The following is a 23,951-nucleotide window of genomic DNA, read 5'->3' as shown; positions in this document are numbered from 1 at the left end:
ACGACGAATAACCGCGCAGATGCCGGGAAGATGCCGTAAGTTACGACGTCAAGCGGCGATCCGGTATCAATTGCCTGATTACGTCAGGGGTGCGGTAAAAGTGGCGGATATGCCCGCCAACGTCAGGCGATGTATAGGTTCGCGCCACCTTTCAATGCCGCAAGGCAGATTCAGCTTTGTTGAGAATCCACTAAACAGAATGCGGGGCATGGCTTCGCATCTGCATGAGCTTTGTTGAATCTATGCGCGAGAGGCGTCTTTAAACTCGGATACGAACTAACCGCCTGATTTATTGCAGGCGAATTACTCGCGATTAATTTTTTTTCGCGTCCGACGATCCTGTTTCGAGCTGCCCATGTCCTTCCTGTTGAATGCGTGGTATGTCGCCGCTTTTGCGCACGAGGTGCGCGTCGATGCGCCGTTAGCGCGCACGCTGCTTGGGCGGCCTGTGGTGTTGTATCGCGATGCGTCGCAGCGCGCGATCGTACTCGATGACCGCTGTGCGCATCGCTTTGCGCCGCTGTCGAAAGGCCGTATTGTCGATGGCGCGCTCGAATGTCCCTATCATGGCCTGCGTTTTGGCGAGTCCGGGCAGTGCGTACACAATCCGCATGGCGACGGCCGTGTGCCGAGCGGCGCGAAGGTGCGTACCTACCCGGCTATCGAACGCCATGGCGCAGTGTGGTTCTGGGCGGGCGATCCGCAACGCGCCGATGCGTCGTTATTGCCGTCGTTTCCGTTTGTGGATCCCGCAACTACTTATATGCATGACGGGTATCTGCTCACGCGCGCCCACTATCAGTTGAGCGCGGACAATCTGCTCGATCTGAGCCATTTCCAGTTTCTGCATCCCGATACGCTCGGCAGCGAAGCGATTGCACGTGGCGAAGTGCAGTCGGGCAGTCTCGGCGATACGGTATGGGTGCGGCGGGTTGCACACGACGAAGTTTTGCCGCCGTTCGTCGCCGACGGTTTCGGCATTCCGCCCGGCATGCGGGTGGATCGCTGGATGGATGTGCGCTGGACGCCGCCCGGCTTGCTGTCGATCATGGTCGGCGTCACCCCGGCGGGCATGCCGCGCGAGGCGGGTTTGATCGCGCCGTCGGCGCATTGGCTTACCCCGGAAACAGACAGGACTACGCACTATTTTTTCGCCTTCGGCTTGCCCAGGGAGATGGGGGAGAGAGGCCGCGAACTCGTGCGCTATGCGGTCGACGGACTGATGAAGCCGTTCGAGCAGGAAGATCTGCCGATGCTCGAAGCGCAGCAGCGCAACCTGGGCGATAGCGACTTTTGGGCGCTGCAACCTGCATTATTGCCGCTCGATGCCGGGGCGATTCGCGCGCGCCGGGTGATGGAACGGTTGATTGCCGAGGAGCGTGCAGCTAACGCGGCGCAGGAACCGGTTGGTGATAGTTCAGCGCGTGGGGAGGCGGTGACCGGGACGGTGTCGGTCGATTCGCTGCGCCGTTCTTCTTGCGAGGCGGCATAGTGGCAGCCGTTCTGGAGGAACCGGTCGCGGCAAGCTCGCTAAACGCGGTGTGGGTGGAGTGCATCGCCGGTGCGCTGAGCGCAGCAGGTGTGCGCCATGCCGTGCTGTGTCCTGGCGGACGCGCGAGCGCCATGTGCATTGCTTTCGATGCCCATGCGCAGATCTCCGTCGAACTGGTCAGCACCGACGAGCGCAGCGGCGCCTTCGCGGCACTCGGCATGGCGAAAGCGACAGGCACGCCGGTGGCGATTGTCACGACTTCCGGCTCGGCCGTGGCGAACGTGCTGCCTGCCTTGATCGAAGCCGATGCATGCGACATTCCGCTGCTCGTCTTGACCTGCGACCGTCCTCGTTCGCTGCGCGGCGCGGGCTTCGGACAGATGGCCGATCACCTCGGCGCGACGCGGGCCTTCGTGAGGGCTCAGGCGGATCTTCAGGACCCCTTCGATTCGACGGCGGCGTTCGAGGCGGCGCATGAGGCGTTAAACAACGCTTTAGCGGCGATGCGCGGTGAGTGTTCTGAAGATGCGATCTACGCGTCGCGCATTGACGAGCATCCCTCGCCGATGCGAGCCGCGCCAGGGCCCGTGCATGTGAATGTGCCGCTTGCGGGTGTTTACGACGCCACGGAAACTCATCCGGTTTCTGGGGATACGGTGCTGGCGGCGCGTGAACTGCGCCGTGTCGTGACGCCTATGGCGGCGGCAGCGAGGCGCGAAAGCGAGGCGACGCCGACAGCGATGGTCAAGCGCGTCGTGGCGCGTGTGCGCAGCCGGCGCTCAATCGACGCGGGACTGGACGGGCTTATCGTCATCGGGCCGGAGCCTGGCGTGTCGCGTCAGGCGATATTCGCTTTCGCGGCGGCAACAGGGTTCCCTGTGCTGGCGGATGCAGGCAGCGGCCTGCGCGCCGGACCCGCGGCGCTTGAGCCGGCACAGGCCGCGCGAGGCGCGCCGGGCGCGCTGATCATCAATGCGTTCGACGTGCTCGGCGGCGGCGCGCGCATGGCCGATGCGCGACCGGACCTGATCGTGCGGTTTGGCCTCGCGCCAGTGCTGCCCCTGCTGCACACGTATCTGGAAGCGTTGGCGGACGTGCCTGCAATCAAGGTTGCGCCGCATCACGTGGCGCATGATTATCTACATCAGGCGCTCGACCCGCGCGACGTGCTGGTTGCGCCGTCGGCGCTCGAACTGGACGAGATGGCGCATGCGTTGAAGGCTGCCGTGTCCGCGCAGAATGCGCCGCGTGAGGCGGTTTCGTTTGCATGGCGCGATCGCTGGGCTAGTGTCGCCAGCTATGGCGCACGCGAACGGCGCGCTTGCGTGACGCGGCTCGGCTGGGGCGAGGTGGCGGCGGCGCATCAGATATTTGCAGCGACGGGCTTTGGATTCGTGCATATCGGCAATTCCATGTCGATGCGGCACGCGGATATCGGCTATGACGTGCGCAGCGAAGCGCAGGATGTCTATGTCAATCGCGGCGTGAGCGGTATCGACGGCACGCTTTCTACCTTTATCGGCGAGGCGCTCATGCGGCGCGATGCCGGATTGCTGGTGCTCGGCGATCAGGCATGGATTCACGATCTGTCCGCGCTGGCGAGTGCGCAGCGTGTGACGACGCCCGCTTGCGTATGCGTAATCGACAACGGCGGCGGGGCGATTTTCGACTTCTTGCCAATTGCTCAGGAGCCCTCGTATGTACGGACAATTCGTAATCCTTACCGTATCGAAGTGGGTGCGCTGGCGCAAGGTTTCGGATTGACGCATCGGCGTGTCGAAAGCCGTGAGGCATTGAAAGCGGCGCTTGAAGCGGCACGCGTTCATGCCGGCGTGACGATCGTCGAAATCGCGGTCGACGCTTTTTCTGGCGCGCAGCAGATGCAGTGGCTCACGCAAGCATTGGGAGCCCGCTGATGTGGGATCTGGCCGAAGATCACGACCCGCTGCGCCGTTCGCTCGCTGCCTTGCAACGCTACGCCAGCGCGCCAGCGCCGGATGAAGTCTTTCTCGACGACATGCAGCAGCGCATCGATGCCGCGCGGCGAGCGAAAGCGAGGGGAGCGACTGTCGCTCCAACCTCATCGCGTCCGCGCATTCTCCTGCTTGGTTATAGCGGCGCGGGCAACACCGGCGCCGATCTGCGCACCATCGAAACCATTGCGCAACTCAAGCGCCTGCTCGCGCCGCACGAACCCGAGATCACCTTGTTCGCACTGGGCGATTGTTTCGATCATCCTGTGCTGGCGAGCACACCCAGGCTCGAGCCCGCGTTGCCCTACCTGCCGGATGCACTCGACGCCGCGATTCGCGATGCCGATCTCGTCCTCAACGTGGAAGGCTCGACCTATACGTCGAAGTTTTCCGATTCGCTCGCGGGTATCCTGATCGGCGGTATCGCGCTGGCCGACGCGCATGGACGGCCCGCCATCGCATATGGTGTCGATAGCGGGGCGATGAGCCCGGCGCTGACGCGCTTCGTCACGCGTAACGCGGCGCGCGGCCAGGTGATCTGCCGCAACGAGGCCGCTCGAGCGCAGCTCGCGCCCTTGGGCGTGCAGACCCAGCCTGGCGCGGACACTGCATGGACCTGGCGTGCGCCGCGCAGCGCCCGCGCGGCAGCACGCGACGCACGCGGTGAACGTGTGGCCGCACTGTGTCCTAACAATCCGTTCTGGTGGCCGGTCGTGGCGGATGCAGCGCACGCGCGCCTGCTCGACGCGCAGCGTGAGGCGTCGCCGCTGCGTTATGGTCCGTTGCATTTTCACAGTTGGGATACCGCGAGAGCCGCGGCCTACGAGGCTTATCTGGCGCGTTTCGCAGAGATTGCCACAGGGCTGCGGCAAAAGGGCTATACGCCGGTGCTAGTGGGCATGGAGCAGCTCGACCGCGCCGCGTGTGACGATCTGGCCGCGCGTCTGCCGTTCGAGGTCGACATCGTGGCGCGAGGCGCGGCGAGCCTTGACGAGGTAGCGGCCACCGTCGCGCTGGCGTCGTGTGTGGTGACGACGCGTTATCACGCGGTGGTGCTGGCGATGTCGCATGGCGTGCCGGTGTTCGGTCTGTCGATGGACCCGCGAATCGATCGCCTGCTGGTCGAGGTGGGATGCGCGCAATGGAGTGCTGCCTGCGATGCAGCGGATGGCTCGCAAGTGGCGCTGCAACGACTCCACACGCTGGACGAGCCACGCGTTCGTAATGAGCTTAGGATAGCTTACGAGCGCTATGCGGAGGCTCAGCGCTCGCGTTTCGAGGACATGGGCCGTCGGGTATTGGCGGCGTTAGGGCGCTGAGCCTGCGCTCACCACGCCAACGTCGCTTCCTGCTGTTTTGCGCGATGGCGCGCGTGCGACACAGCGTCGTCGGCAAACACCGGCATGACCTTCTCTGCAAACCTGCGCATCGACGTCATGACCTGATCGTGCGGCAGCGCGCCGAACCAGAAGCTGGCGCTAAAGTAGTCGCAGCCTAGCCCGCTTTGGATGCGTCGCAACTGATGGATGCACTCGTCGACCGTGCCGACCACCAGAAAGTCTTCCCGCAGCGCCTGTTGCGATGGCTCGTCAGGAAACGGCTGGGCCGGCACCACGCCATCGACGACATCGCCCATATCGTGCCGCAGGCGCAGCGTCGCGCGACCGTTCCAGCGCGCCTGTTCGACCGCCTCACTCGCCTCGGCCTCGCTTTGCGCGACATATACCGGACGCTGCGTGCCGATTCGCACGCGGGCAAGCGTCTGCGCCAGATCCGGATACTGATGCCGCACGTTGGTCAGTCTGGAAATCGGTTCGAGCACGCCGGTGAAAAGATTTGCGCCGCGCTGCACCGCTTTTTCGACCGATGCACGGCGGCTCGAATTGACCACTAGCCAAAGCGGCATCGCGGCCTGATGCGGCTGTGGTACCAGCGCCGTGCGTGGAATCCTGAAGTGCTCGCCGCTGTATGAAAACACCGGTTCGCGCAGTGCATGCATGAGCACGTCGATGGCTTCATCGTCGCGAGCGGGTGTCTCGCCTTTGACGAGTTGAAACCGTTCGTATTGATATGCCTGGTAGCCGCTGCCGAGGCCAATTTCCACTCGCCCGCCGCTCAGTACATCGAGTGTGGCAAGTTCTTCGGCCACCACCAGGGGATGATGCAGCGGCACCGGGATGATCGCAGGCCCCAGCCGCAGATGCCGCGTGCGCGCCGCAATGTGCGACAACAGCATGAGCGGCCGCGATGAATGCGAGTAGTTGGTGAAGTGATGTTCCGCGAGCCACAGATGGCTGTAGCCGAGCCGGTCGGCGGTTTCGGCCATGTCGAGCGCGCGGCGGTATGACTCGGCGGCGGGCCGCGGCTCGGGCGCGGGCATGGTCAGGAACAGGCCGAATTGCATCGGTGGCATCGTCGTCTCCTGTGGGGCGGTCAGTTGAGGCCTGAGCTGGGCTTGCTCAGAGCCGTCGATGAGGCAATGGGCGCCACGCCCTTGGCGCGATAGAACATATAGGTGGCGCCATACGGCACTAACAGCCGCGAACCTTCGAGTTCGCAGCCCGCTTGCGGCGGCAAGCCGCCCGAGGTGTCGATGCGCTGAATCGAACTGACGTTCGAGAAGCGTCCCGTACCCGGGCGCGGCCCGGCGTCGTAGCTGGCCGTATAGCGCGCCCATGTCAGCACATTGGCGCCGACCTGGCTTTCGGCGGTCGTCGTGGCCTTCACGTAGCTGCCGTCATACGAGAGGAAATAGTGTCCGGGCGCGACCGTGCCGACGCTTTCGCCGCTGGCATCCACGAGCGTCGCTTCGGAGCCGAAGGGCGCCCATAGCAACTGGGTAGGATCGCTACGCAGACCTGACGATGTGGGACTGGCTACGGCTCGCGCGACGCTGGGCGCGCCGGGTGCACCGGGCGCGAGCGGTGTTCTGCGGCAGATATAGGTTTCGTCGCCGTGTGTGGTCATGACTTCCTGCAACACCTCGTCCTGGCTCGCACGCAGCGGCACAGGCAGCGCCTCGTTGGCGGTCGGCGGTGGCTTGGGCGGCGTGGCGCAACCGCCCAGTGTCAACAGGCCGGCGATACCCAGCAGGGCGGCGAACTCGCAAAGCAATCGGGCGGAAGGTGGCGGTAGACCTTTCATCGGGGTATCGGGAGTCGTGAAAACAGCCACGGGAAATGGACGATGTTGCAATCACACCCGATCTGCGGCGAACCATATAGGCCCAACACGAAAGGCTGCATGAGAAAACGCACGGACAGCCTGCGGTTCGCTTGCGCATGCCTTGGTTCGCGGATCGGTCAGCGGGTTTAGTTTTGCAGTCGATACTGGGCATAGCCGCATCGGCGGCATGGCACAGCTCGATACGACTCGATACGACTCGATACGACGCAGCGTGCCACTCCCTCACAATGGCCTCGCGGCTCGGCAATCGGCGATGGAATCGAACCAGACCTATTCTGCACCCCTAATCGAAGACGAGCGGCGCGATCCAGCCATAAAATTGGGCGGCGCCGATCTCTCTTCGATGTGGCTCGCCTTGATCCGCCAATACATTCGCGGCGAACCGGACGGCGGCTTATCCGCTTGCAGCCAGACGGCGGGCGCCGCGCTCATCACCGCCGAAGACTGTGCGGCCCGTCTGGCCGATGCGGACCGCGTGTTCGCCGAATGGCTGACGCCGTCGGGACGCAGCGCCGCGCAAGTCGCGGGTGTCGGGCCTGCACGCATTGCTGCGGCGCTCAATCATATGCACCACGAGTCGCGCTGTCTGACGATGTGCGACGACGTGTTGCTCGACAACGTCGTGGCTTTGGCGCGCGAGGTGATCGAGCGACGTGTGCCGGGCGACTTCATCGAAGCAGGTGCGTGGCGCGGCGGCATGACCATTCTCATGCGCGCCGCCTTGACGGCCTTCGGCGATATGAATCGCACGGTGTGGGTCGCCGATTCGTTTGCCGGCTTGCCCGCGCCGAATCCGGCCAGCGACTTGCGCGATGCTATCTGGCATCACCTGATGCGCGCGGTGGGGCTGCTGCAAAGCGATCTCGATGCCGTGCGGAGCGCCTTTGCGCGGGCGGGTTTACTCGACCGCCGCGTGCGTTTCCTGGCGGGCTGGTTTGCGGATACGCTGCCGGATGCGCCGATCGAACGGCTCGCGTTGATGCGTCTCGACGGCGATTGGTACGACTCGACGCGCGATGCGCTGCACGCGCTGTATCCGCGCCTGTCGCCGGGCGGTTTCGTGATCGTCGACGATTATGGTTTGCCGACGGGATGCGCGCGGGCCGTTGACGAATACCGTGTGCAACACGGCATCGACGCGCCGCTCGTGTGGGTCAACCAGCAGGCCGTGTACTGGCGGAAACCGTCGTGAGCGAGGCTGCATGGGATCTGCTGGCCGCGCGGCTAGCCGAGCATTACGTGGCGCCGCCGCGAACTGCCGCGCTCGACCTGATCGTCAGCGACGCTGCTGGGGCGTGCCGTCGCTTCACGCTAGGGCGCACGCTCGAAATGAGCGCGCTGCCGCCGGTGGCCGGACAGGCCGCGGCTCGTATCACGCTCAGCACCGCCGTGTTAGCCGCCATGCTCGCCGATCCATCCGGCTTCGATATCCGCAGCGCCGCGATGCTGGCGATGGGCGGCGTGCGAATCGAAGGTGCAACGCAACTCGCCGCGTATTGGCTGCAATTGCTCAAGCGTCCGTCCAGCGAGGGGCGCGCAGCGCTCTATCGGGCGCGCAAACGCGCACCGGGTGCCTTGAGCACGGTGCCGGAGCTAGACGCGCAACGGCATGACGCACATTCGCTGGACGCCTTCGTTGCCGCCGCGCTCGATAGCAGCGTGCCGTTGCATCTGCGCGGCGTTTTGAGTTGGCCCGAGACCGCATGGACGCTCGCCGACTGGCGCGAGCGCGAGGCTGCCACCGTGTTGCGCATGAATTCCGCCGACGGCCATCCGCAGTACACCGGCGAATTTATCCTCGCCCTGGAACGGGCCGAAGCCGCCGAAGCCGCCGAAGCCACCGCGTCTGCCTATACCGAAGGCTGCCTGCTGCCCGCCAGTTGGGAAGCGCGCTTCACGATGCCGGTCTTGCCGGCCGCGATGTTCGGCGCGGCGCAACTCTGGTTCGGCCGCCGCCGCGAGCACGCGCTGGTGACGCGGCTGCATTGCGATCTGGCGAATTCGTTTCTGGCCCAGGTGCATGGCCGCAAACGCGTCCGTCTCTTCAGCCCGTCGCAGGATGAAGCCGTCTATGCACTCGACGCCTTCAATACCTTCCGACCCTGCCGCGTCGATGCCGACGCGCCGGATCTCGCGCGCTTTCCGCGTTTCGCCGAAGCGCGCGGCGTGGATGTCGTACTGGAGCCAGGCGATCTGCTGGTGATCCCCACCGGCTGGTTCCATTGCGTATGGGCGCTCGATCACGTGCTGTCGATCAGCCGCTTTGTCAGCGACGAAAATGCTGCGGCGCTTGCTGCGCATTCAGGCCCGGAGCTTCGGCGGGCTGGCCTTCAGTTAATGAATCCGGTTAAGCTCACGACTGTCTCGATCGACGCCCCGAGCTGCGTGACCGAAAGGTGACGGCCGCAGTTCGCGTCGACGATACAACAGGGCGGCCGACCGCCTGGCTGAGACGGCGTGCTGCAATGACACGCGCGGGGTCGAGTCCAGTCTATCTTCATGCAAAGGATTGAATGAACGAGTCACGCACCCGCGGCGCTTTGGCGCGCCGGTTAATCTTTCGCCCGGCGGCCGCGCTGGCTGTTCTGACTTCGCTGACCGGCATAACGTGCTCTGCGACGGCCTACGCCCAGGCACCCGCATCGATGGCGACTATCTGCGCCTCGCGCGCAAATAACGCCAGGCTGATCGCGCAAGACCGCGACGCCGGGATCAGCAAAGAACAGGAGAGGCGTAAAACGCAGGCGGTGGTCGCGGCGCTCTCGCCCGAGCGCCAGGCCTACGCGCTGGCGGAGACGTCGTCGTTTATCGACGGGTTGTATGGCCGTTATGCGAAGCTGCCGCCCCAACAGGTGTACACGAAGTATCTGGCGTATTGCGAAGGGCAGGCTTCGGGCGGCGGCGCGGCGAGAACGCCTTAAGCGGGCAGGGCGATCCGGTTCGAGCCGATCGCTTTGAGCCGATCGATTCGCGGAAAGAAAGGAAGCGGCCGTGCGTGCGGTATCACTCAGGCACACGCGCGGCTTGTCGTCTTAGATCAAACGCCGGATCAGTCAGCCGCGAGCATCGCCATATTCGCGACACCCGCATCGCCGTACAGCGCCTGCACGTTGTTGTCCGAGATATGTTTGGCGAGCGCGGATAGATCGGTTCCTTCCGGCTTGCCGATCAGCGCGTAGCTCAGATCGGCATGCCGCCATGTCACGACGTTCATGCTGTCGATACGCTGTTCGGCCAGCGCGGCGTCCGGCTTCGCTTCTTTCATCACGCACAGCGCAATCGGGCCGCCTTGCTGCGGCAAATAGACGATCTGCACCAGCGGCTGGTCGTTAAAGCGCAGGCGTTGCACGCGCTTGAAGGTCAGCCCCGACGCGCTCAGATCGGGAATGCGCAGATTCAGGCCGTCCTGATGCTGGATGGCGTCGACGGTCTGCGTCGTGACGTCGGCATTGACGGGTACCTGCGCCACGGTTTCGCGCGAATAAAGCTGCTGATAGCCCGCCGCGGCCGCGACCCAGCTTGCGGCGTCGGGGTTCGCCGCCGCGAGGGTGGCGGGCGTGGCGGGTACGGTATTGGTGCCTGCTACGCCCGGCAAAAAGCGCGTGCCGACGCCGTAGCAGAACACCCCGGCCACGAACGCCACCGCGAGCCATTGCGGCGCGATGCGCAAGCGGGAGCGGACCGGAGCCGACGGCGGCGTGAAGGCGGTGCGCTCGATACTGGCGTCGTTGGCGCCCGGCTCGGCCGTGCGCTGCGCGTGGGCGCGCGTCATCGCCGCGACGGCTTGAGTCAGGCTGTCGGGCACGGGCGGCAATTTTTGCTGCGCGAAGGCTTCCGCGTAGGGCAAGCGCGCCGTTTGCAACTGGGCGACGAATTCGGCGGCATCGGGCGACACGGCGATCTCCTTTTCGACCTCCTGGCATTCCTCGGTGGACAACTCACCATCCACGTATGCCATCAGCAGAATAGTGTCCATTTTCATGAGACCGGGTCCTTACTGGCAACTGCTACTTTTGTTCTTTGACCGTCGTGCACGCCGAACAGCGCGCCGATGGTCTGACGGGCGCGCGACAGGCGGCTCATGACGGTGCCGATCGGCACGTCCAGCACTTCGGCGGCTTCGACATAGCTAAGCCCTTCGACGGCCACCAGCAGCATCACCATGCGCTGCCCTTCCGGCAGACGGCCGACGGCGCTGACGATCTGATTGTTGATGGCGTTTTCCTCGGGCGTGCGCATGGCCGGATCGGGCACGGTTTCAAGCATATCGTCGTCCCAGTCCGCGCTCGTGCGGTTGCGCCGGGTGCGGGCGCGCAACTCGTTGATCCACGTGGAATGCACGATGGCAAACATCCAGCTCAATGCCGACGTGCCGGGCTGCAACTGATGCTCGCGTTCGAGCGCGCGCAGGCAGGCGCGTTGCACCAGATCTTCGGCGTCGTGCCGGTCGCCCGAAATGCGCAAGGCGAACGCCCACAATCGCGGCAGCATGGCCGGGAGCAGGCTGGGTAAATCCGAACCGGTCATCGACATGGTTCCTTGCTGGGTGTCCGGTATCTCGGGGGCGTCACCCGCAGCGCGGCTGGCAACGAAGCGCGCGGCCCGCTGGGCGGTGACCCGGGTGTCTGGGCCGGTCATGGCCGGCCCGGAAGTTGCGCCGCATTGCTGCATGCGCGCGCCAAAGCGATTGGCAGGATTTTAACGGCAAACCGCCGCTCGCGCTCAGGCTTGCTTCGCGGACCAATGGCCGGCGCGGCGGCAACCCGCGAAAACCCCGACGCATGCGGATGTCCCGCAGCACGGCGAAGCGGTTAAAGTCGAAGCGGCGTGCCGCATCCCGAGGTGCAGCGGGTTGCCGGCCGGCAGTGTCTGACGACCGCATCGCTTGATGATGAACCTGCCGCGTCGTCAGAAAGGCCTGCCATGCAGTTGGCTCCCGATGACGATTGCGTGATTCACGAGGAGGGGGACGGGTGACGCATCGAGTTCTTTCCCTGCGGCGGCGCTGGCGCAAAGCCTGGCGCAAGTGCGGGGCGGCGGTGACGCAGGCAGTCGGCGGCCATCCGTTTCTCGCCGGTATTGCCGGGACCGCAGTGGCGGTGGCCATGGCGAGCCTGACCTTTCTGACCCTCTACGACGGCCGGGCCGACGCGCTGCAGCACGCGCACGAGACTTCGGAGAACCTGGTGTCGCTGATCTCCAGCGACCTCGAACGCAACGTCGAGATCTATGACCTGTCGCTGCAGTCGATGGTCGACGGCGCGCAAAACCCGGCCACCTGGCACCTGCCTGCCGGCTTGCGGCAAGCCGTTCTGTTCGACCGTGCGACAAGCGCGGCCTTCCTCGGCGGCGCCTATGTGCTGGACAGCGCCGGCCGGGTGCGGGCGTCGCAGAACGGCGAACTCAATCCCGCGGTGCAGCTCGACGACCGCGATTACTTCCTCGCGCAACAGCGCTGCCCCGCGGTCGGCCTATACGTATCGCATCCGTTTCGTTCGCGGCTGCGCGGCGGCAATCTCTCGATTGGCCTGACCCGGCGCATCAATACGCCGGACGGCGCGTTCGCGGGCGTCGCGCTGCTCGCGATCCGCATCGAATATTTTCAGCGGCTGCTCGACAAGATCAGCGTCGGCAAGGCGGGCTCGGTCTTTATCGTGCTGGACGACGGCACCTTGCTGGCCCGCAAGCCGTTCTCGCAGAGCGCGATCGGCACCACCATCGCGAGGTCGCCGACCTTCATGGCGATGGCGGCGCACGACGAGGGGTCGTATGTGGCGAAGTCGGCCGTCGACGGCGTGCCGCGCATCTTCACCTATGCACACGTGCCGTCCACGCCGTGGATCGCGGTGGTGGCGCCGGCCGTCAGCGACGTGTTCGCCGAATGGCGCCGCCGCAGCCTGATTGCGGGCGGTCTGACGCTGGCTCTGGGCGCGGTGTTCGTGGTGGTGGCGTGGCTGCTGGCCTTCACGTTGCAGGACAAGGTGGCGGCCCAGGCGGAACTGGTGCGGCTGGCGGCGACCGACCCGCTCACGGGCCTGAGCAACCGGCGCGTTCTGGACAGCCGGCTCGACGAGGAGTGGCTGCGCGCGCGGCGCAATGGCAGCCCGCTGTCGGTGCTGTTCGTCGACGTCGATCACTTCAAGGGTTTCAACGATACCTATGGCCACGCCGCCGGCGACGAAGTGCTGACCGCGGTGGCCGAGTGCATCGACTCGGTGGTCAGGCGGGCGGTGGATCTGGTCGCGCGCTACGGCGGCGAGGAGTTTGCCGTGGTATTGCCCGAGACGCCGGCGGAAGGGGCGGCGGCGGTGGCCGAGAAAATCCGCCGCAAGGTGCAGGGCATGAAGCTGTCCTTTGGGGCGAGCGAGCATGGCACGGTGACGGTGAGCGTCGGCTGCGCGACCTGTCTGCCGGCGCAGGGCGGCAGCGCCTCGGGCTTGATGGCGGCGGCGGATGCCCAGCTTTATGCGGCGAAGTCAGCGGGCCGGAATCGGGTGAAGTCGGCCGCGTCGGTGTATTGAGCTTATTGAGGCGGTTGAGCCTGTCGAATGTGCGCTTATGCGTCGCTCGATCCACTTTTGTTATCGCACCTTCCAATACTCGAATTGTTCAGGTATCAGCCGCGCCGTATATTGGCTGGCACCAACACAACCATTACCGGGACGCGGCGCCAAGCCCAGTCACGGAAGCGAGACAGGCAATGAACCGAATCGATCTGGAGGGACGTACCGTCGCCATTACTGGCGGGGCGCGCGGAATTGGTTACGCAGTGGCGCAACGCGCCCTGAACTCGGGCGCTTCGGTCGCCCTCTGGGATGTCGACGCGGCGCGCCTCGAGCGCAGCCAGAGAGAGTTGGCCGAGCTGGGCAAGGTGTCGTCGGTGGCGGTCGAACTGACCGATGAAGGCTCGGTGGCCAACGCCGTCACGCAGACCCTCGCCGCCCACGGCAGCATCGACGTGCTGATCAACTGCGCCGGCATCACCGGCGGCAACGGCACGACGTGGGAACTGGAGCCGGACGTGTGGCGCCGCGTGATCGACGTCAATCTGATCGGCCCTTACCTGACTTGCCGCGCTGTCGTGCCGCAGATGCTCAAGCAGGGCTACGGACGGATCGTCAATATCGCCTCGGTGGCCGGTAAGGAAGGCAACCCGAACGCATCGCACTACAGCGCGTCGAAGGCCGGCCTGATCGGTCTCACCAAATCGCTCGGCAAAGAACTCGCCACCAAAAACATTCTCGTCAACGCCGTGACGCCCGCGGCGGCCAAGACCGAAATCTTCGATTCGATGTCGCAGCAGCATATCGACTACATGCTTTCGAAGATCCCCATGAACCGCTTCCTGTTGCCCGAAGAGGCGGCCTCGCTGATCCTGTGGCTGTCGTCGGAAGATTGCGCGTTCAGCACGGCTTCCGTGTTCGACCTGTCCGGCGGGCGCGCCACGTATTGACGCCGCCGCGTCGCTGTACGAAAGGCCGCCGGCAGGCACGCCGACGGCCGACCGAGCCCGCTGAGACGGGCCGGTGAACCGGTCGCGCGTTGGACGATGGACGCAATGCACGCCAGCGTCATGCCCGCGCAAGCCGGAACCGGCCACAGGCCGTGGGACCCGGGTCGATGCTCAAGCAACGGCCCGGGTCGATCCAGGAGACACCATGAATCCAGATGCGCCCGCTTCCATCGAGGCGATCAACAGCAAGGTGATGCGGCGGCTCTTGCCGTTCCTGTTGCTGATGTACGTGCTGGCCTTTCTCGATCGCGCCAATATCGGCTTTGCGCAAAAGGCGCTGCAGCACGATACCGGTTTGTCGAACGCCGCGTTTGCCTTCGGCGCGGGCGTGTTTTTCATCGGCTATGCATTGTTCGAAGTGCCAAGCAATCTGCTGCTGCATCGGGTCGGCGCGCGGCTGTGGATGTGCCGCATCATGGTGACGTGGGGGCTGGTGTCGGCGTGCATGTGTTTTGCTCACACGCCCACGGCGTTTTACGCGTTGCGCTTTCTGCTCGGCGTCGCGGAAGCGGGGTTCTTTCCGGGCGTGATCTATTACCTCACTCACTGGTTTGCGCAATCGGCGCGCGCGCGTGCGGTCGGCGTGTTCTATTTCGGCGCGCCGCTCGCGTTTATCTTCGGCAGCCCGCTCTCGGGGCTGTTGCTCGAGTTGCATGGCGCCGCTGGGCTCGCCGGCTGGCAGTGGCTGTTCCTGATCGAAGGCGGCATGGCGGCGGCGGTCGGCGTGTGGGCGTTCTGGTATCTGGACAACCGTCCCGAAGACGCCCGCTGGCTCGACGCGGCGCAACGCGCCACCCTGCGCGCGGCACTCGACGCCAACGAGCGCGACGCCTCCGCGCACGGTCCGCGCAATGTCCTCGCGGCCCTGCTCGATCGCCGCGTGCTGGCGTTATCGGGCATCTATCTGCTGATCCAGATGAGCGTGTACGGCGTGATCTTTTATTTGCCGCAACAGGTGGCCGCTTTGCTGGGCGCGGCCGTGGGCTTGCGCGTCGGACTCGTGGCCGCGCTGCCGTGGCTGTGCGCGCTCGTCGTCACGTGGATCGTGCCGCGCCGCGCGGACCTGACCGGCGGACACCGCCGGTGGGCGGTCGCGCTGCTGGTGCTCGCGGGTCTTGGGATTGGCGTTTCCGGCCTGTCGCATAGTCCGTTGCTCGGGCTCGCGGCGCTGTGTTGCGCGGCAAGCGGTTTTATCGCCGCACAGCCGTTGTTCTGGACGTTTCCCACTCGCTATCTGACGGGCGCGGCGGCGGCGGGCGGCATTGCGCTGATCAACTCGCTCGGCGGCCTGGGTGGTTTTATTGCACCGTCGCTGCGCACCGCGGCGGAACACACTTTCGCTTCGACCTCGGCCGGCCTGCTGGTGCTCGGCGCGGCGAGCCTGCTGGCCGCCTTGCTGATCGGCACGCTGTTTCGTCACGAGCGCGGCGTCGCCACCGAATCTCTTTCTCCAGTCGTTCACCACTGATTGACCGCGCCCGCTGAGCATCGACGGCCGCGCTTTACTGCACCAGAAACGGAGCCTTCCTTATGGCCATGCCTACCATCAAGCACGTGCGTGCCTTTATTGTCCGTGGCGGCGGCGCGGATTATCACGACCAGCCGGACGGTCACTGGATCGACGATCACATTTCCACGCCGATGGCGCGCTACCCCGAATACCGGCAAAGCCGCCAGTCGTTCGGCATCAACGTGCTGGGCACGCTGGTGGTCGAGATCGAAGCGAGCGACGGCACGGTCGGCTTCGCGGTGACGACCGGCGGCGAGATCGGGGCGTTTATCGTCGAGAAGCATCTGGCGCGTTTTCTCGAAGGCCAGCTTGTCACCGACATCGAGAAAATGTGGGATCAGATGTACTTTTCCACGCTTTACTATGGCCGCAAGGGCGTGGTGCTGAATACGATTTCAGGCGTCGATCTCGCCCTATGGGATCTGCTCGGCAAAATTCGCGAGGAGCCGGTGTATCAACTGCTGGGCGGCCCGGTGCGCGACGAACTGGTGTTCTACGCCACCGGCGCGCGCCCCGATCTCGCCAAACAGATGGGTTTCATCGGCGGCAAGCTGCCTTTGCAACACGGGCCGGCTGAAGGCGAAGAGGGGCTCAAGAAAAACATCGAGCGTCTCGCGGATATGCGCAGCCGCGTCGGCGACGACTTCTGGCTGATGTACGACTGCTGGATGAGCCTCGCCGTGCCGTATGCGACCCGACTCGCGCAAGCCGCGCACGAGTACGGCCTGAAATGGATCGAGGAAGCCCTGCCGCCGGACGACTACTGGGGTTACGCCGAACTGCGCCGCAACGTGCCGCGCGGCATGATGGTCTCTACGGGCGAACACGAGGCGACGCGCTGGGGCTTTCGCATGCTGCTGGAGATGAACTGCTGCGATCTGATCCAGCCGGACGTGGGCTGGTGCGGCGGCATCACCGAGCTGATCAAGATTTCCGCGCTGGCCGATGCGCATAACGTGATGGTGGTGCCGCACGGTTCGTCGGTGTACAGCTATCACTTTGTCGTCACGCGTCACAACTCGCCGTTCGCCGAGTTTCTGATGATGGCGCCGAAGGCCGACGAAGTGGTGCCGATGTTCACGCCGCTGCTGCTCGACGAACCGGTGCCCGTCAACGGCCGCATGAAGGTGCCGGACACGCCGGGTTTCGGTGTGCGGTTGAATCCGGAATGCGCGCTGGTGCGGCCGTATCCGCGGTGAACCGCATGCACTGAATTGCATTGAAGGGTGTGGCGTCTCAATCGATCAAGGAGAAACAAGTGCTGCTCAAGGACAAGGTCGTGATCGTGACAGGCGGATCGCGTGGCATCGGCCGCGCCATCGCGGTGGCCTGCGCGCGCGATGGCGCCGATGTGGCGATCAACTACTGGGGCGATAACGACGCATCGTATGGACGCCGTTCCGCCGTCGACGAAGTGCTGGCGGAAATCGAAGGCCTCGGCCGGCGTGCGATTGCCGTGGAAGGCAACGTCGCGGCGCGCGAGACCGGCGCCGAGCTGGTCAGGCGCACCGTCGAGGCGTTCGGCAAGGTGGATGTGCTGGCGAGCAACGCGGGCATCTGTCCGTTCCACGCGTTTCTCGACATGCCGCCCGAGGTGCTGGAAACGACCGTGGCGGTGAACCTGAACGGCGCGTTTTTCGTGACTCAGGCCGCGGCGCAGCAGATGAAAGCGCAGGGCACAGGCGGGGCGATCGTCGCCACCAGTTCGATTAGCGCGCTGGTGGGCGGCGGCATGCAAACGCATTACACGCCCACCAAGGCGGGCGTGCATTCGCTGATGCAGTCGTGCGCGGTGGCGCTGGGGCCATATGGAATCCGTTGCAATTCGGTGATGCCCGGCACCATCGCGACGGATCTGAACGCCGAAGACCTTGCCGACGAAGCCAAGAAAGCCTACTTCGAAAAGCGCATTCCGCTCGGACGGCTGGGGCGTCCCGAAGATGTCGCGGATTGCGTGGTGTTTCTCGCTTCCGACCGGGCCCGCTATGTGACGGGCGCGGCCTTGCTGGTGGACGGCGGTTTGTTCGTCAACCTGCAGTGAACGCGCGCGGCCCGGTGAGCGGCTTCGCGAAAAGCTCAGTGAGCGGGCAGCGGCACGGCGTCGCCGCTGGTGGCGGCATGCGGCTGCTGGGCCGTGGCGTCGCGCGCGAGCTGCAGCGAGACGCTGCGCAGCAGGTCGATGAAATGCAGCGCCGGCTCGGCAAGCGGCTCTTCCTTGCGGGTGAGAATGCCGAAGCCCGCAAGGCTCTTGCCAATTTCGACGGGCAGCGCCACCAGCAGCTTGCCGCGCACATGGTCGCGCACCACGGATTCGGGCAGCATCGCCACGGCATCGTAGTTTTCGAGCAGTTGCAGGGTCGCGAAAATCGACGCGCATTCGGTCAGGTTGACCGGCGTAGCCAGTCCCGCACGGGCCAGTTCTTCTTCGAACAGCACGCGCGCCGGACTGGTGAGCGGTTGCGCCACCCACGGCCAGTCGATCAGTTCGCGCAACGTGATGGCCGCGCGCGGCGCCAGCGGGTGCGCCGCGCGCACCACCAGCAGCAAGGTCTCGCGCGCGAGCGGTTCGAAGCTGAAATCGTTGTGTTGCAGCGGATTGGTGAGCCGGCCCAGTGCAAGATCCACTTCGCGGCGGTGCAGCAACTGGACCACCTGGTCGCTGGTTTCGCCGAGAATGCGCACGTTCAGGAGCGGCCGCTCGGTCTTCAGCGTGGCGACCGCCATGGCCAGCAAATCGGGCGCGGCGCCCATGATGGCGCCCACCGTCAACTGGCCGTGGCCGCCTTTGCGTTTGACGTCGAGGTCCTCGGCGAAACGGGTCAGTTCCGCCAGCGCGCGCCGCGCATAGGCGAGGGTGACGACGCCAAGCGGCGTGGGCGTCATGCCGCGCGCATTGCGCTCGAACAGCAGGAAGCCGAAGGCCTCTTCGATATCTCCCAGCATGCGGGACGCGCTCGGTTGCGCGACGTTGACGGCGTCGGCGGCCTGATGGAGATTGCGGGCGTCGTCGAGCGCGACCAGCAGCGCCAGATGCTTGAATTTGAGCCGGTTGACGAGTGCGACGGTAGCGGCGTTCGGGCTCATGGGACAGAGGGAGTGGGCGATGCGGGTTGGCGATGGGTGCAGATGCAGCAGGGGCTGTGCGATCCGGTTTCTGGATCGACCAATCCCAACAACGGATTGAGAGGCTATCGATCGAGGAATTATAGTCCGATCAGACGCTTCGCCCAGAAAGCGCCCCGACATATGAATCATCAGGATTGGAGACAGGCCGCAATGGAGACAATCGCTTTCCGGATGGTGCTCAACCCCGGCATGCGCGACGAATACGAGCGCCGGCATCGGCAGATCTGGCCCGAGCTGGTTGATGCCCTGCATCAAGCCGGCGTGCGCGATTACCGCATCTTCTTCGATGCCGGCTCCGATCATCTCTTTGCCATCCTGACGCGAACTCGCGACCATCAAATGGATCTTCTGCCCGAACTCGACATCATGCGCAAATGGTGGGATCACATGGCCGACATCATGCAGACCGAGCCGGATCACACGCCCTTGCAGCAGGAACTGGAACCGGTGTTTCATTTGCAGGCGCCGCAGCCGGATTAAGCGGCGCGCAAGATCGCCCGGCTTGTTTGTGGTTGACTGTGATCGATTGAGGCTGAAGCAAGGAGACACGCCCCATGCAAGTTATCGACCCGCACATTCATCTGTGGGATCTGAAGACACATCACTACCCGTGGCTCGCGAATCCGGGCGTGTCGTTCGTCGGTGACGCGCGCGATCTGAAGCACGACTATCTGATTGGCGATCTGCTGCGCGAAGCCGGCCCAATCGAAGTGCTGAAAGTGGTGCACGTGGAGGCGAATCACGATCCGGCCGATCCGGTCGAGGAAACCCGCTGGCTGCAGCAGGTGGCGGGCGAGGCGGATTCGCGCGGCATGCCGAACGGTATCGTCGCGGCGGCTGATCTGTCCGCCGCCAACGCGCCGCAGGTGCTCGAAGCCCATGCGGCGTTTGCGAACATGCGGGGCATTCGCCAGATTTTGAATGTGCATGAGAACAGGCTGTACGACTACATCGGGCGCCATCTGATGCATGAGCCCGTGTGGCGCGAGCATTTCGCGCTGCTGCGCCGCTATGACTTCTCGTTCGATCTGCAACTGTATCCGTCGCAGATGGAAGATGCCGTGGCGCTGGCCCGCGCCCATGCCGATACGCAGTTCATCGTCAATCATGCAGGCATGTTCGTGGACCGCAATAGCGTGGCGGGTTATCGCGCGTGGCGTGACGGCATGCGGCAACTGGCGGTTTGCGCGAACGTGGCGGTGAAACTCAGCGGTTTCGCGATGTTCGATCATAAATGGACGGTCGAAAGTCTGCGTCCGTATGTGCTGGAAACGATCGATGCCTTCGGCGTCGAGCGCGCGATGTTTGCCTCGAATTTTCCGGTGGATCGTCAATTCGGGTCCTACGAAGATCTTTGGCAGGCCTATGCTTCGATTGTCGCGGATGCGAGCCACGCTGAGAAAGACGCGCTGTTTCGCCGCAACGCGGAGCGCATCTACCGCATCTGAAGCACGAAACATAGCGGGACAGCATCCCCGATGAAACGCGGCGCGCACGCGACGCCGCATGATGGAGGAGACAGGTAGTGCAGGAACAGACAACCGCTGCGCCCCGGCTTGAACTGCGGCATGCGAGCAAATCGTTCGGCCGGGTCCGCGCGTTATCCGATGGCGATCTCACGCTGTTTCCCGGCGAAGTGCATGCTTTGCTCGGCGAGAATGGCGCGGGCAAATCGACGCTGGTGAAGATTCTCGCCGGCGTGCATCAGCCCGATACCGGCGAGATTCTGGTCGACGGCGCGGCGCGTCGCTTTACGACGCCCGCCGAGGCACGCGACGCCGGCCTTGCGGTGATCTACCAGGAACCCACGCTGTTCTTCGATCTCTCGATTGCCGAGAACATTTTCATGGGACGGCAGCCGGTGGATCGCGTCGGGCGCATTCAGTACGACGCGATGCGCCGCGAAGTGGATGGCCTGCTGGCGTCGCTGGGCGTCGACCTGAAAGCGGATCAACTCGTGCGTGGTCTCTCCATTGCCGACCAGCAGGTGATCGAAATTGCCAAGGCGCTTTCGTTGAATGCGAATGTGCTGATCATGGACGAGCCGACTGCCGCGCTTTCGTTGGCCGAAGTGGAACGGCTCTTTGCCATCGTGCGCAAACTGCGCGAGCGCGACGTGGCCATTCTGTTTATTACCCACCGCCTCGACGAAGTATTTGCGCTGACGCAGCACGTCACCATCATGCGCGACGGCGCGAAGGTATTCGATGCACCCACCGCGGATCTCACCACGGCGGCGATTGTGGCGAAGATGGTCGGGCGCGATCTGGAGAGCTTCTATCCGAAGGCGGATGTGACGCCGGGCGAGGTGCGTCTCTCGGTGCGTGGACTGACCCGGCTTGGCGTCTTCAAGGACATTTCGTTCGACGTGCGCGCGGGCGAGATCGTCGCGCTCGCGGGTCTGGTGGGCGCCGGACGCAGCGAAGTGGCGCGGGCTATCTTCGGCATCGATCCGCTCGATGCGGGCGAAGTGCGGATTGCCGGCAAGCCGCTCGCCACCGGACGTCCAGCGGCGGCGGTGCGGGCGGGCCTCGCGCTGGTGCCGGAAGACCGCCGCCAGCAGGGCCTGGCGCTTGAACTGAGCATCGCACGCAATGCCTCGATGACGGTGCTTGGGCGTCTCGTCAAACACGGCCTCATCTCCAGCCGCAGCGAAACGCAACTCGCGGCGCAATGGGGCACGCGGCTGCGTCTGAAAGCGGGCGACGCCAACGCGCCGGTCGGCACACTGTCGGGCGGCAATCAGCAGAAAGTGGTGCTCGGCAAATGGCTCGCCACCGACCCGAAAGTGCTGATCATCGACGAACCCACGCGCGGTATCGACGTCGGCGCCAAGGCCGAGGTGTATGGCGCGCTGGCGGAACTGGTCACGAACGGCATGGCCGTGCTGATGATTTCGAGCGAGCTGCCGGAAGTGCTCGGCATGGCCGACCGCGTGCTGGTGATGCACGAAGGACGTATCAGCGCCGAGATTTCGCGCGCCGACGCGAACGAAGAACGGATCATGGGCGCCGCGCTCGGCCAGCCCGTGAACCCATTAGGGCATGCCGCATGATGCGCCAATCACATACTCATCCCCATCCGGCGCCGGTGCGGCCGCCCGCATCTGGAAGCGCCCACGTGAAATCCGGCGGCCTCGTCACGACCCTTGCGAAGAGCCGCGAGACCACGCTGTTTATTGTGCTGATCCTGTTGATCGTCGGTACGGGTCTGGCGAAACCTCAATTCCTGAACTTGCAGAATCTGCGTGACGTGCTGCTGAATGTGTCGATCATCAGCTTGCTGACCGCCGGCATGACGGTGGTGATCCTGATGCGGCATATCGACCTGTCGGTGGGCTCGACGGTGGGCATTAGCGCGTATGCGGTGGGCAGTCTGTACGTGGCGTTTCCGCATATGCCGGTCATCGTGGCGCTGCTGGCGGGGCTGGCGATCGGCCTGGTGGCGGGTGGCATCAACGCGCTGCTGGTGGCGGTGGGACGGGTGCCTTCGCTGGTCGCCACCTTGTCGACGCTGTATATTTTTCGCGGTGCGGACTATGCCTGGGTGCATGGCGGACAGATCAACGCCACCAGCCTGCCGGATGCCTATTCGCGGCTGGCGACGGGCGTGTTTCTCGGCGTGCCGACGCTCGCGCTGATTGCGATTGCGGTGCTGATCGGCTTGTCGGTGTATCTGAAGCAGTTTCGCGCGGGACGTGAGCACTATGCAATCGGCTCGAATCCGGAGGCCGCGCGCCTTGCGGGCGTGAATGTCGAGCGCCGCGTGATGTCGGGCTTTCTGTTGTCCGGCGCAATTGCGGGCTTTGCGGGCGCGCTGTGGCTGGCGCGCTTCGGCACCGTCGATGCGAGCACGGCGAAGGGCATCGAACTGCAGGTGGTGGCCGCGGCGGTGGTCGGCAGTGTGGCGATTACCGGCGGCGTGGGCACGATTCTCGGCGCGACGCTGGGCGCGCTGGTGCTTGCCGTGATCAGTATCGCGCTGGTCGTGCTGCGCGTGTCGCCGTTCTGGGAGCAGGCCATTCAGGGTGCGCTGATCGTTGCTGCGATTGCCGCCGATACCTTGCTGGCCCGTTCCGTCGCCAAACGCATGATGAGGAAACGCGATCATGGCTAAACCCGATTCCGCGCTGTTGACCCGCAAACGCGAGACGCCGCTGCGCTGGGAAATTCTGCTGGTGCTTGTGCTGGTGTTGTCGCTGACGCTGGGCCGCGTGCTCTCGCCGGTGTTTCTGACCGGCGCGAATATCAGCAACGTCCTTGCCGATCTGACCGAGATCGCGCTGATGGCCTTGCCGATGACGCTGATTATCGTCGCCGCTGAAATCGATCTGTCGGTGGCGTCGGTGCTCGGGGCGTCGAGCGCCTTGATGGGCGTGCTCTGGCATATGGGTTTGCCGATGCCTGTCGTGATCGTGCTGGTGCTGATTGTCGGCGCGTTGGCCGGGTTGCTGAACGGCCTCGTGATCGTCAAGCTGAATCTGCCTTCGCTCGCGGTGACCATCGGCACGCTGGCGCTGTTTCGCGGCCTCGCGTATGTGCTGCTCGGCGATCAGGCCGTGGCGGATTTTCCGGCGGCCTATACGGCCTTTGGCATGAACAATCTCGGCCCGAGCTTCATTCCGCTGCCGTTTGTGATCGTGATTGTCGGCGCCGTGGTGTTTACGGTGCTGCTGCAGGCCACCGCGTTTGGCCGCAGCCTCTATGCGATCGGCGCCAACCCGACGGCGGCCACCTTCTCAGGTATCGAAGTGGCGAAGATCCGTCTGCGTCTGTTTGTCTTGTCGGGCGTGATGAGCGCGCTGGCTGGGGTGGTCTACACGCTGCGCTTTACCAGCGCGCGCGGCGACAACGGCGAAGGTTTCGAACTTTCGGTGATCGCGGCGGTGCTGTTCGGTGGCGTGAGTATTTTCGGTGGACGTGGCTCGATGGTCGGCGTGTTGCTGTCGCTGCTGATCATCGGCGTGCTGAAAAATGCGCTGACACTCGATGACGTGTCGAGCGAAACGCTGACCATCGTCACCGGCGTGCTGCTGCTCGCGTCCGTGCTGATTCCGAATCTGGTGGCCCGCTGGCGCGCCATGCGCGACCGGCGGTTCATTGCCAGGTCTGCTGCTTCGTAAGCCCGTAACCGCAGCCATGCTCGTAGCCG

The 23,951-nt window shown here is 64.6% G+C and carries 21 protein-coding genes; 16 read left to right on the top strand and 5 right to left on the bottom strand.

Translation table 11 applies throughout. From position 1 onward, the window contains the following. Window positions 1-355: 355 nt before the first annotated feature. Genes FQ755_RS00655 through FQ755_RS00645 form a run of 3 tightly spaced genes read left to right on the top strand, consistent with a single transcriptional unit; the run spans window position 356 to window position 4,784 of the window. The gene (locus FQ755_RS00655) at window positions 356-1,492 is read left to right on the top strand and encodes an aromatic ring-hydroxylating dioxygenase subunit alpha (RefSeq protein ID WP_144150187.1); all 1,137 of its coding nucleotides are present in this window, start codon (window positions 356-358) and stop codon (window positions 1,490-1,492) included. Further along, on the top strand, window positions 1,492-3,408 hold the full coding sequence (menD, locus tag FQ755_RS00650; RefSeq protein ID WP_186308374.1) for a 2-succinyl-5-enolpyruvyl-6-hydroxy-3-cyclohexene-1-carboxylic-acid synthase: 1,917 nt from the start codon (window positions 1,492-1,494) through the stop codon (window positions 3,406-3,408). Before FQ755_RS00655 ends, menD begins: the two co-directional genes overlap by 1 nt. After that, the gene (locus FQ755_RS00645) at window positions 3,378-4,784 is read left to right on the top strand and encodes a polysaccharide pyruvyl transferase family protein (protein ID WP_144150185.1); all 1,407 of its coding nucleotides are present in this window, start codon (window positions 3,378-3,380) and stop codon (window positions 4,782-4,784) included. The genes menD and FQ755_RS00645 overlap by 31 nt, the downstream gene beginning before the upstream one ends. Before the next feature lie 8 nt (window positions 4,785-4,792). On the opposite strand, the gene FQ755_RS00640 is transcribed toward FQ755_RS00645, so the two are convergent. Further along, window positions 4,793-5,878, bottom strand: a complete 1,086-nt coding sequence (locus FQ755_RS00640) for an LLM class flavin-dependent oxidoreductase (RefSeq protein ID WP_144150184.1) — start codon at window positions 5,876-5,878, stop codon at window positions 4,793-4,795. Window positions 5,879-5,898: 20 nt separating this feature from the next. After that, window positions 5,899-6,609: a DUF3455 domain-containing protein gene (locus FQ755_RS00635; RefSeq protein WP_144150183.1), complete on the bottom strand. Its 711-nt coding sequence runs from the start codon at window positions 6,607-6,609 to the stop codon at window positions 5,899-5,901. Window positions 6,610-6,817: 208 nt separating this feature from the next. Here FQ755_RS00635 and FQ755_RS00630 point away from each other — a divergent pair, with 208 nt between their 5' ends. The 3 genes from FQ755_RS00630 to FQ755_RS00620 all read left to right on the top strand — a co-directional run bounded on the left by FQ755_RS00630 (window position 6,818) and on the right by FQ755_RS00620 (window position 9,572). Further along, a complete protein-coding gene (locus FQ755_RS00630; RefSeq protein WP_222105696.1) occupies window positions 6,818-7,843 on the top strand; it encodes a TylF/MycF/NovP-related O-methyltransferase in 1,026 nt (341 codons plus the stop codon). Then, window positions 7,840-9,051: a cupin-like domain-containing protein gene (locus FQ755_RS00625; protein ID WP_144150182.1), complete on the top strand. Its 1,212-nt coding sequence runs from the start codon at window positions 7,840-7,842 to the stop codon at window positions 9,049-9,051. Before FQ755_RS00630 ends, FQ755_RS00625 begins: the two co-directional genes overlap by 4 nt. A gap of 113 nt (window positions 9,052-9,164) precedes the next feature. Beyond that, window positions 9,165-9,572: a hypothetical protein gene (locus FQ755_RS00620; protein WP_144150181.1), complete on the top strand. Its 408-nt coding sequence runs from the start codon at window positions 9,165-9,167 to the stop codon at window positions 9,570-9,572. A 128-nt stretch (window positions 9,573-9,700) separates the two neighbouring features. On the opposite strand, the gene FQ755_RS00615 is transcribed toward FQ755_RS00620, so the two are convergent. After that, entirely contained in the window at window positions 9,701-10,633 is a 933-nt protein-coding gene (locus tag FQ755_RS00615) for an anti-sigma factor family protein (RefSeq protein ID WP_144150180.1), read from the bottom strand. Then, window positions 10,630-11,178, bottom strand: a complete 549-nt coding sequence (locus FQ755_RS00610) for an RNA polymerase sigma factor (RefSeq protein WP_144150289.1) — start codon at window positions 11,176-11,178, stop codon at window positions 10,630-10,632. The genes FQ755_RS00615 and FQ755_RS00610 overlap by 4 nt, the downstream gene beginning before the upstream one ends. Before the next feature lie 446 nt (window positions 11,179-11,624). Here FQ755_RS00610 and FQ755_RS00605 point away from each other — a divergent pair, with 446 nt between their 5' ends. The 5 genes from FQ755_RS00605 (at window position 11,625) to FQ755_RS00585 (ending at window position 17,715) form a co-directional block, all read left to right on the top strand. After that, window positions 11,625-13,172 carry a diguanylate cyclase gene (locus tag FQ755_RS00605; RefSeq protein ID WP_144150179.1) on the top strand — a complete coding sequence of 516 codons (1,548 nt, stop codon included), beginning with the start codon at window positions 11,625-11,627 and terminating at the stop codon, window positions 13,170-13,172. 179 nt (window positions 13,173-13,351) lie between these two features. Continuing rightward, entirely contained in the window at window positions 13,352-14,104 is a 753-nt protein-coding gene (locus FQ755_RS00600; protein WP_144150178.1) for an SDR family NAD(P)-dependent oxidoreductase, read from the top strand. A 205-nt stretch (window positions 14,105-14,309) separates the two neighbouring features. Then, window positions 14,310-15,632: an MFS transporter gene (locus FQ755_RS00595; RefSeq protein WP_144150177.1), complete on the top strand. Its 1,323-nt coding sequence runs from the start codon at window positions 14,310-14,312 to the stop codon at window positions 15,630-15,632. Window positions 15,633-15,694: 62 nt separating this feature from the next. Continuing rightward, the gene (gene rhmD / locus FQ755_RS00590; RefSeq protein ID WP_144150176.1) at window positions 15,695-16,873 is read left to right on the top strand and encodes an L-rhamnonate dehydratase; all 1,179 of its coding nucleotides are present in this window, start codon (window positions 15,695-15,697) and stop codon (window positions 16,871-16,873) included. A gap of 59 nt (window positions 16,874-16,932) precedes the next feature. Continuing rightward, complete coding sequence (locus FQ755_RS00585; protein ID WP_144150175.1) at window positions 16,933-17,715, top strand: SDR family NAD(P)-dependent oxidoreductase; 783 nt, start codon at window positions 16,933-16,935, stop codon at window positions 17,713-17,715. Window positions 17,716-17,750: 35 nt separating this feature from the next. Here FQ755_RS00585 and FQ755_RS00580 read toward each other — a convergent pair whose 3' ends face one another. Further along, on the bottom strand, window positions 17,751-18,758 hold the full coding sequence (locus FQ755_RS00580) for a LysR family transcriptional regulator (RefSeq protein WP_144150174.1): 1,008 nt from the start codon (window positions 18,756-18,758) through the stop codon (window positions 17,751-17,753). A 192-nt stretch (window positions 18,759-18,950) separates the two neighbouring features. Here FQ755_RS00580 and rhaM point away from each other — a divergent pair, with 192 nt between their 5' ends. The 5 genes from rhaM to FQ755_RS00555 all read left to right on the top strand — a co-directional run bounded on the left by rhaM (window position 18,951) and on the right by FQ755_RS00555 (window position 23,922). Continuing rightward, complete coding sequence (rhaM, locus tag FQ755_RS00575; protein WP_144150173.1) at window positions 18,951-19,280, top strand: L-rhamnose mutarotase; 330 nt, start codon at window positions 18,951-18,953, stop codon at window positions 19,278-19,280. 74 nt (window positions 19,281-19,354) lie between these two features. Continuing rightward, window positions 19,355-20,248: an amidohydrolase family protein gene (locus FQ755_RS00570; protein ID WP_144150172.1), complete on the top strand. Its 894-nt coding sequence runs from the start codon at window positions 19,355-19,357 to the stop codon at window positions 20,246-20,248. A gap of 77 nt (window positions 20,249-20,325) precedes the next feature. Further along, window positions 20,326-21,855: a sugar ABC transporter ATP-binding protein gene (locus FQ755_RS00565; protein ID WP_144150171.1), complete on the top strand. Its 1,530-nt coding sequence runs from the start codon at window positions 20,326-20,328 to the stop codon at window positions 21,853-21,855. After that, the gene (locus FQ755_RS00560) at window positions 21,852-22,916 is read left to right on the top strand and encodes an ABC transporter permease (RefSeq protein WP_144150170.1); all 1,065 of its coding nucleotides are present in this window, start codon (window positions 21,852-21,854) and stop codon (window positions 22,914-22,916) included. Before FQ755_RS00565 ends, FQ755_RS00560 begins: the two co-directional genes overlap by 4 nt. After that, the gene (locus FQ755_RS00555) at window positions 22,909-23,922 is read left to right on the top strand and encodes an ABC transporter permease (protein ID WP_144150169.1); all 1,014 of its coding nucleotides are present in this window, start codon (window positions 22,909-22,911) and stop codon (window positions 23,920-23,922) included. Before FQ755_RS00560 ends, FQ755_RS00555 begins: the two co-directional genes overlap by 8 nt. The last annotated feature ends 29 nt before the right edge of the window (window positions 23,923-23,951 follow it).

Source organism: Paraburkholderia sp. BCC1885 (assembly GCF_900996235.1).
In the GTDB taxonomy this organism is placed as follows: Bacteria; Pseudomonadota; Gammaproteobacteria; order Burkholderiales; family Burkholderiaceae; genus Paraburkholderia.
Note: the sequence above shows the minus strand (reverse complement) of the source record. Positions and strands in the feature narration are given on the sequence as shown.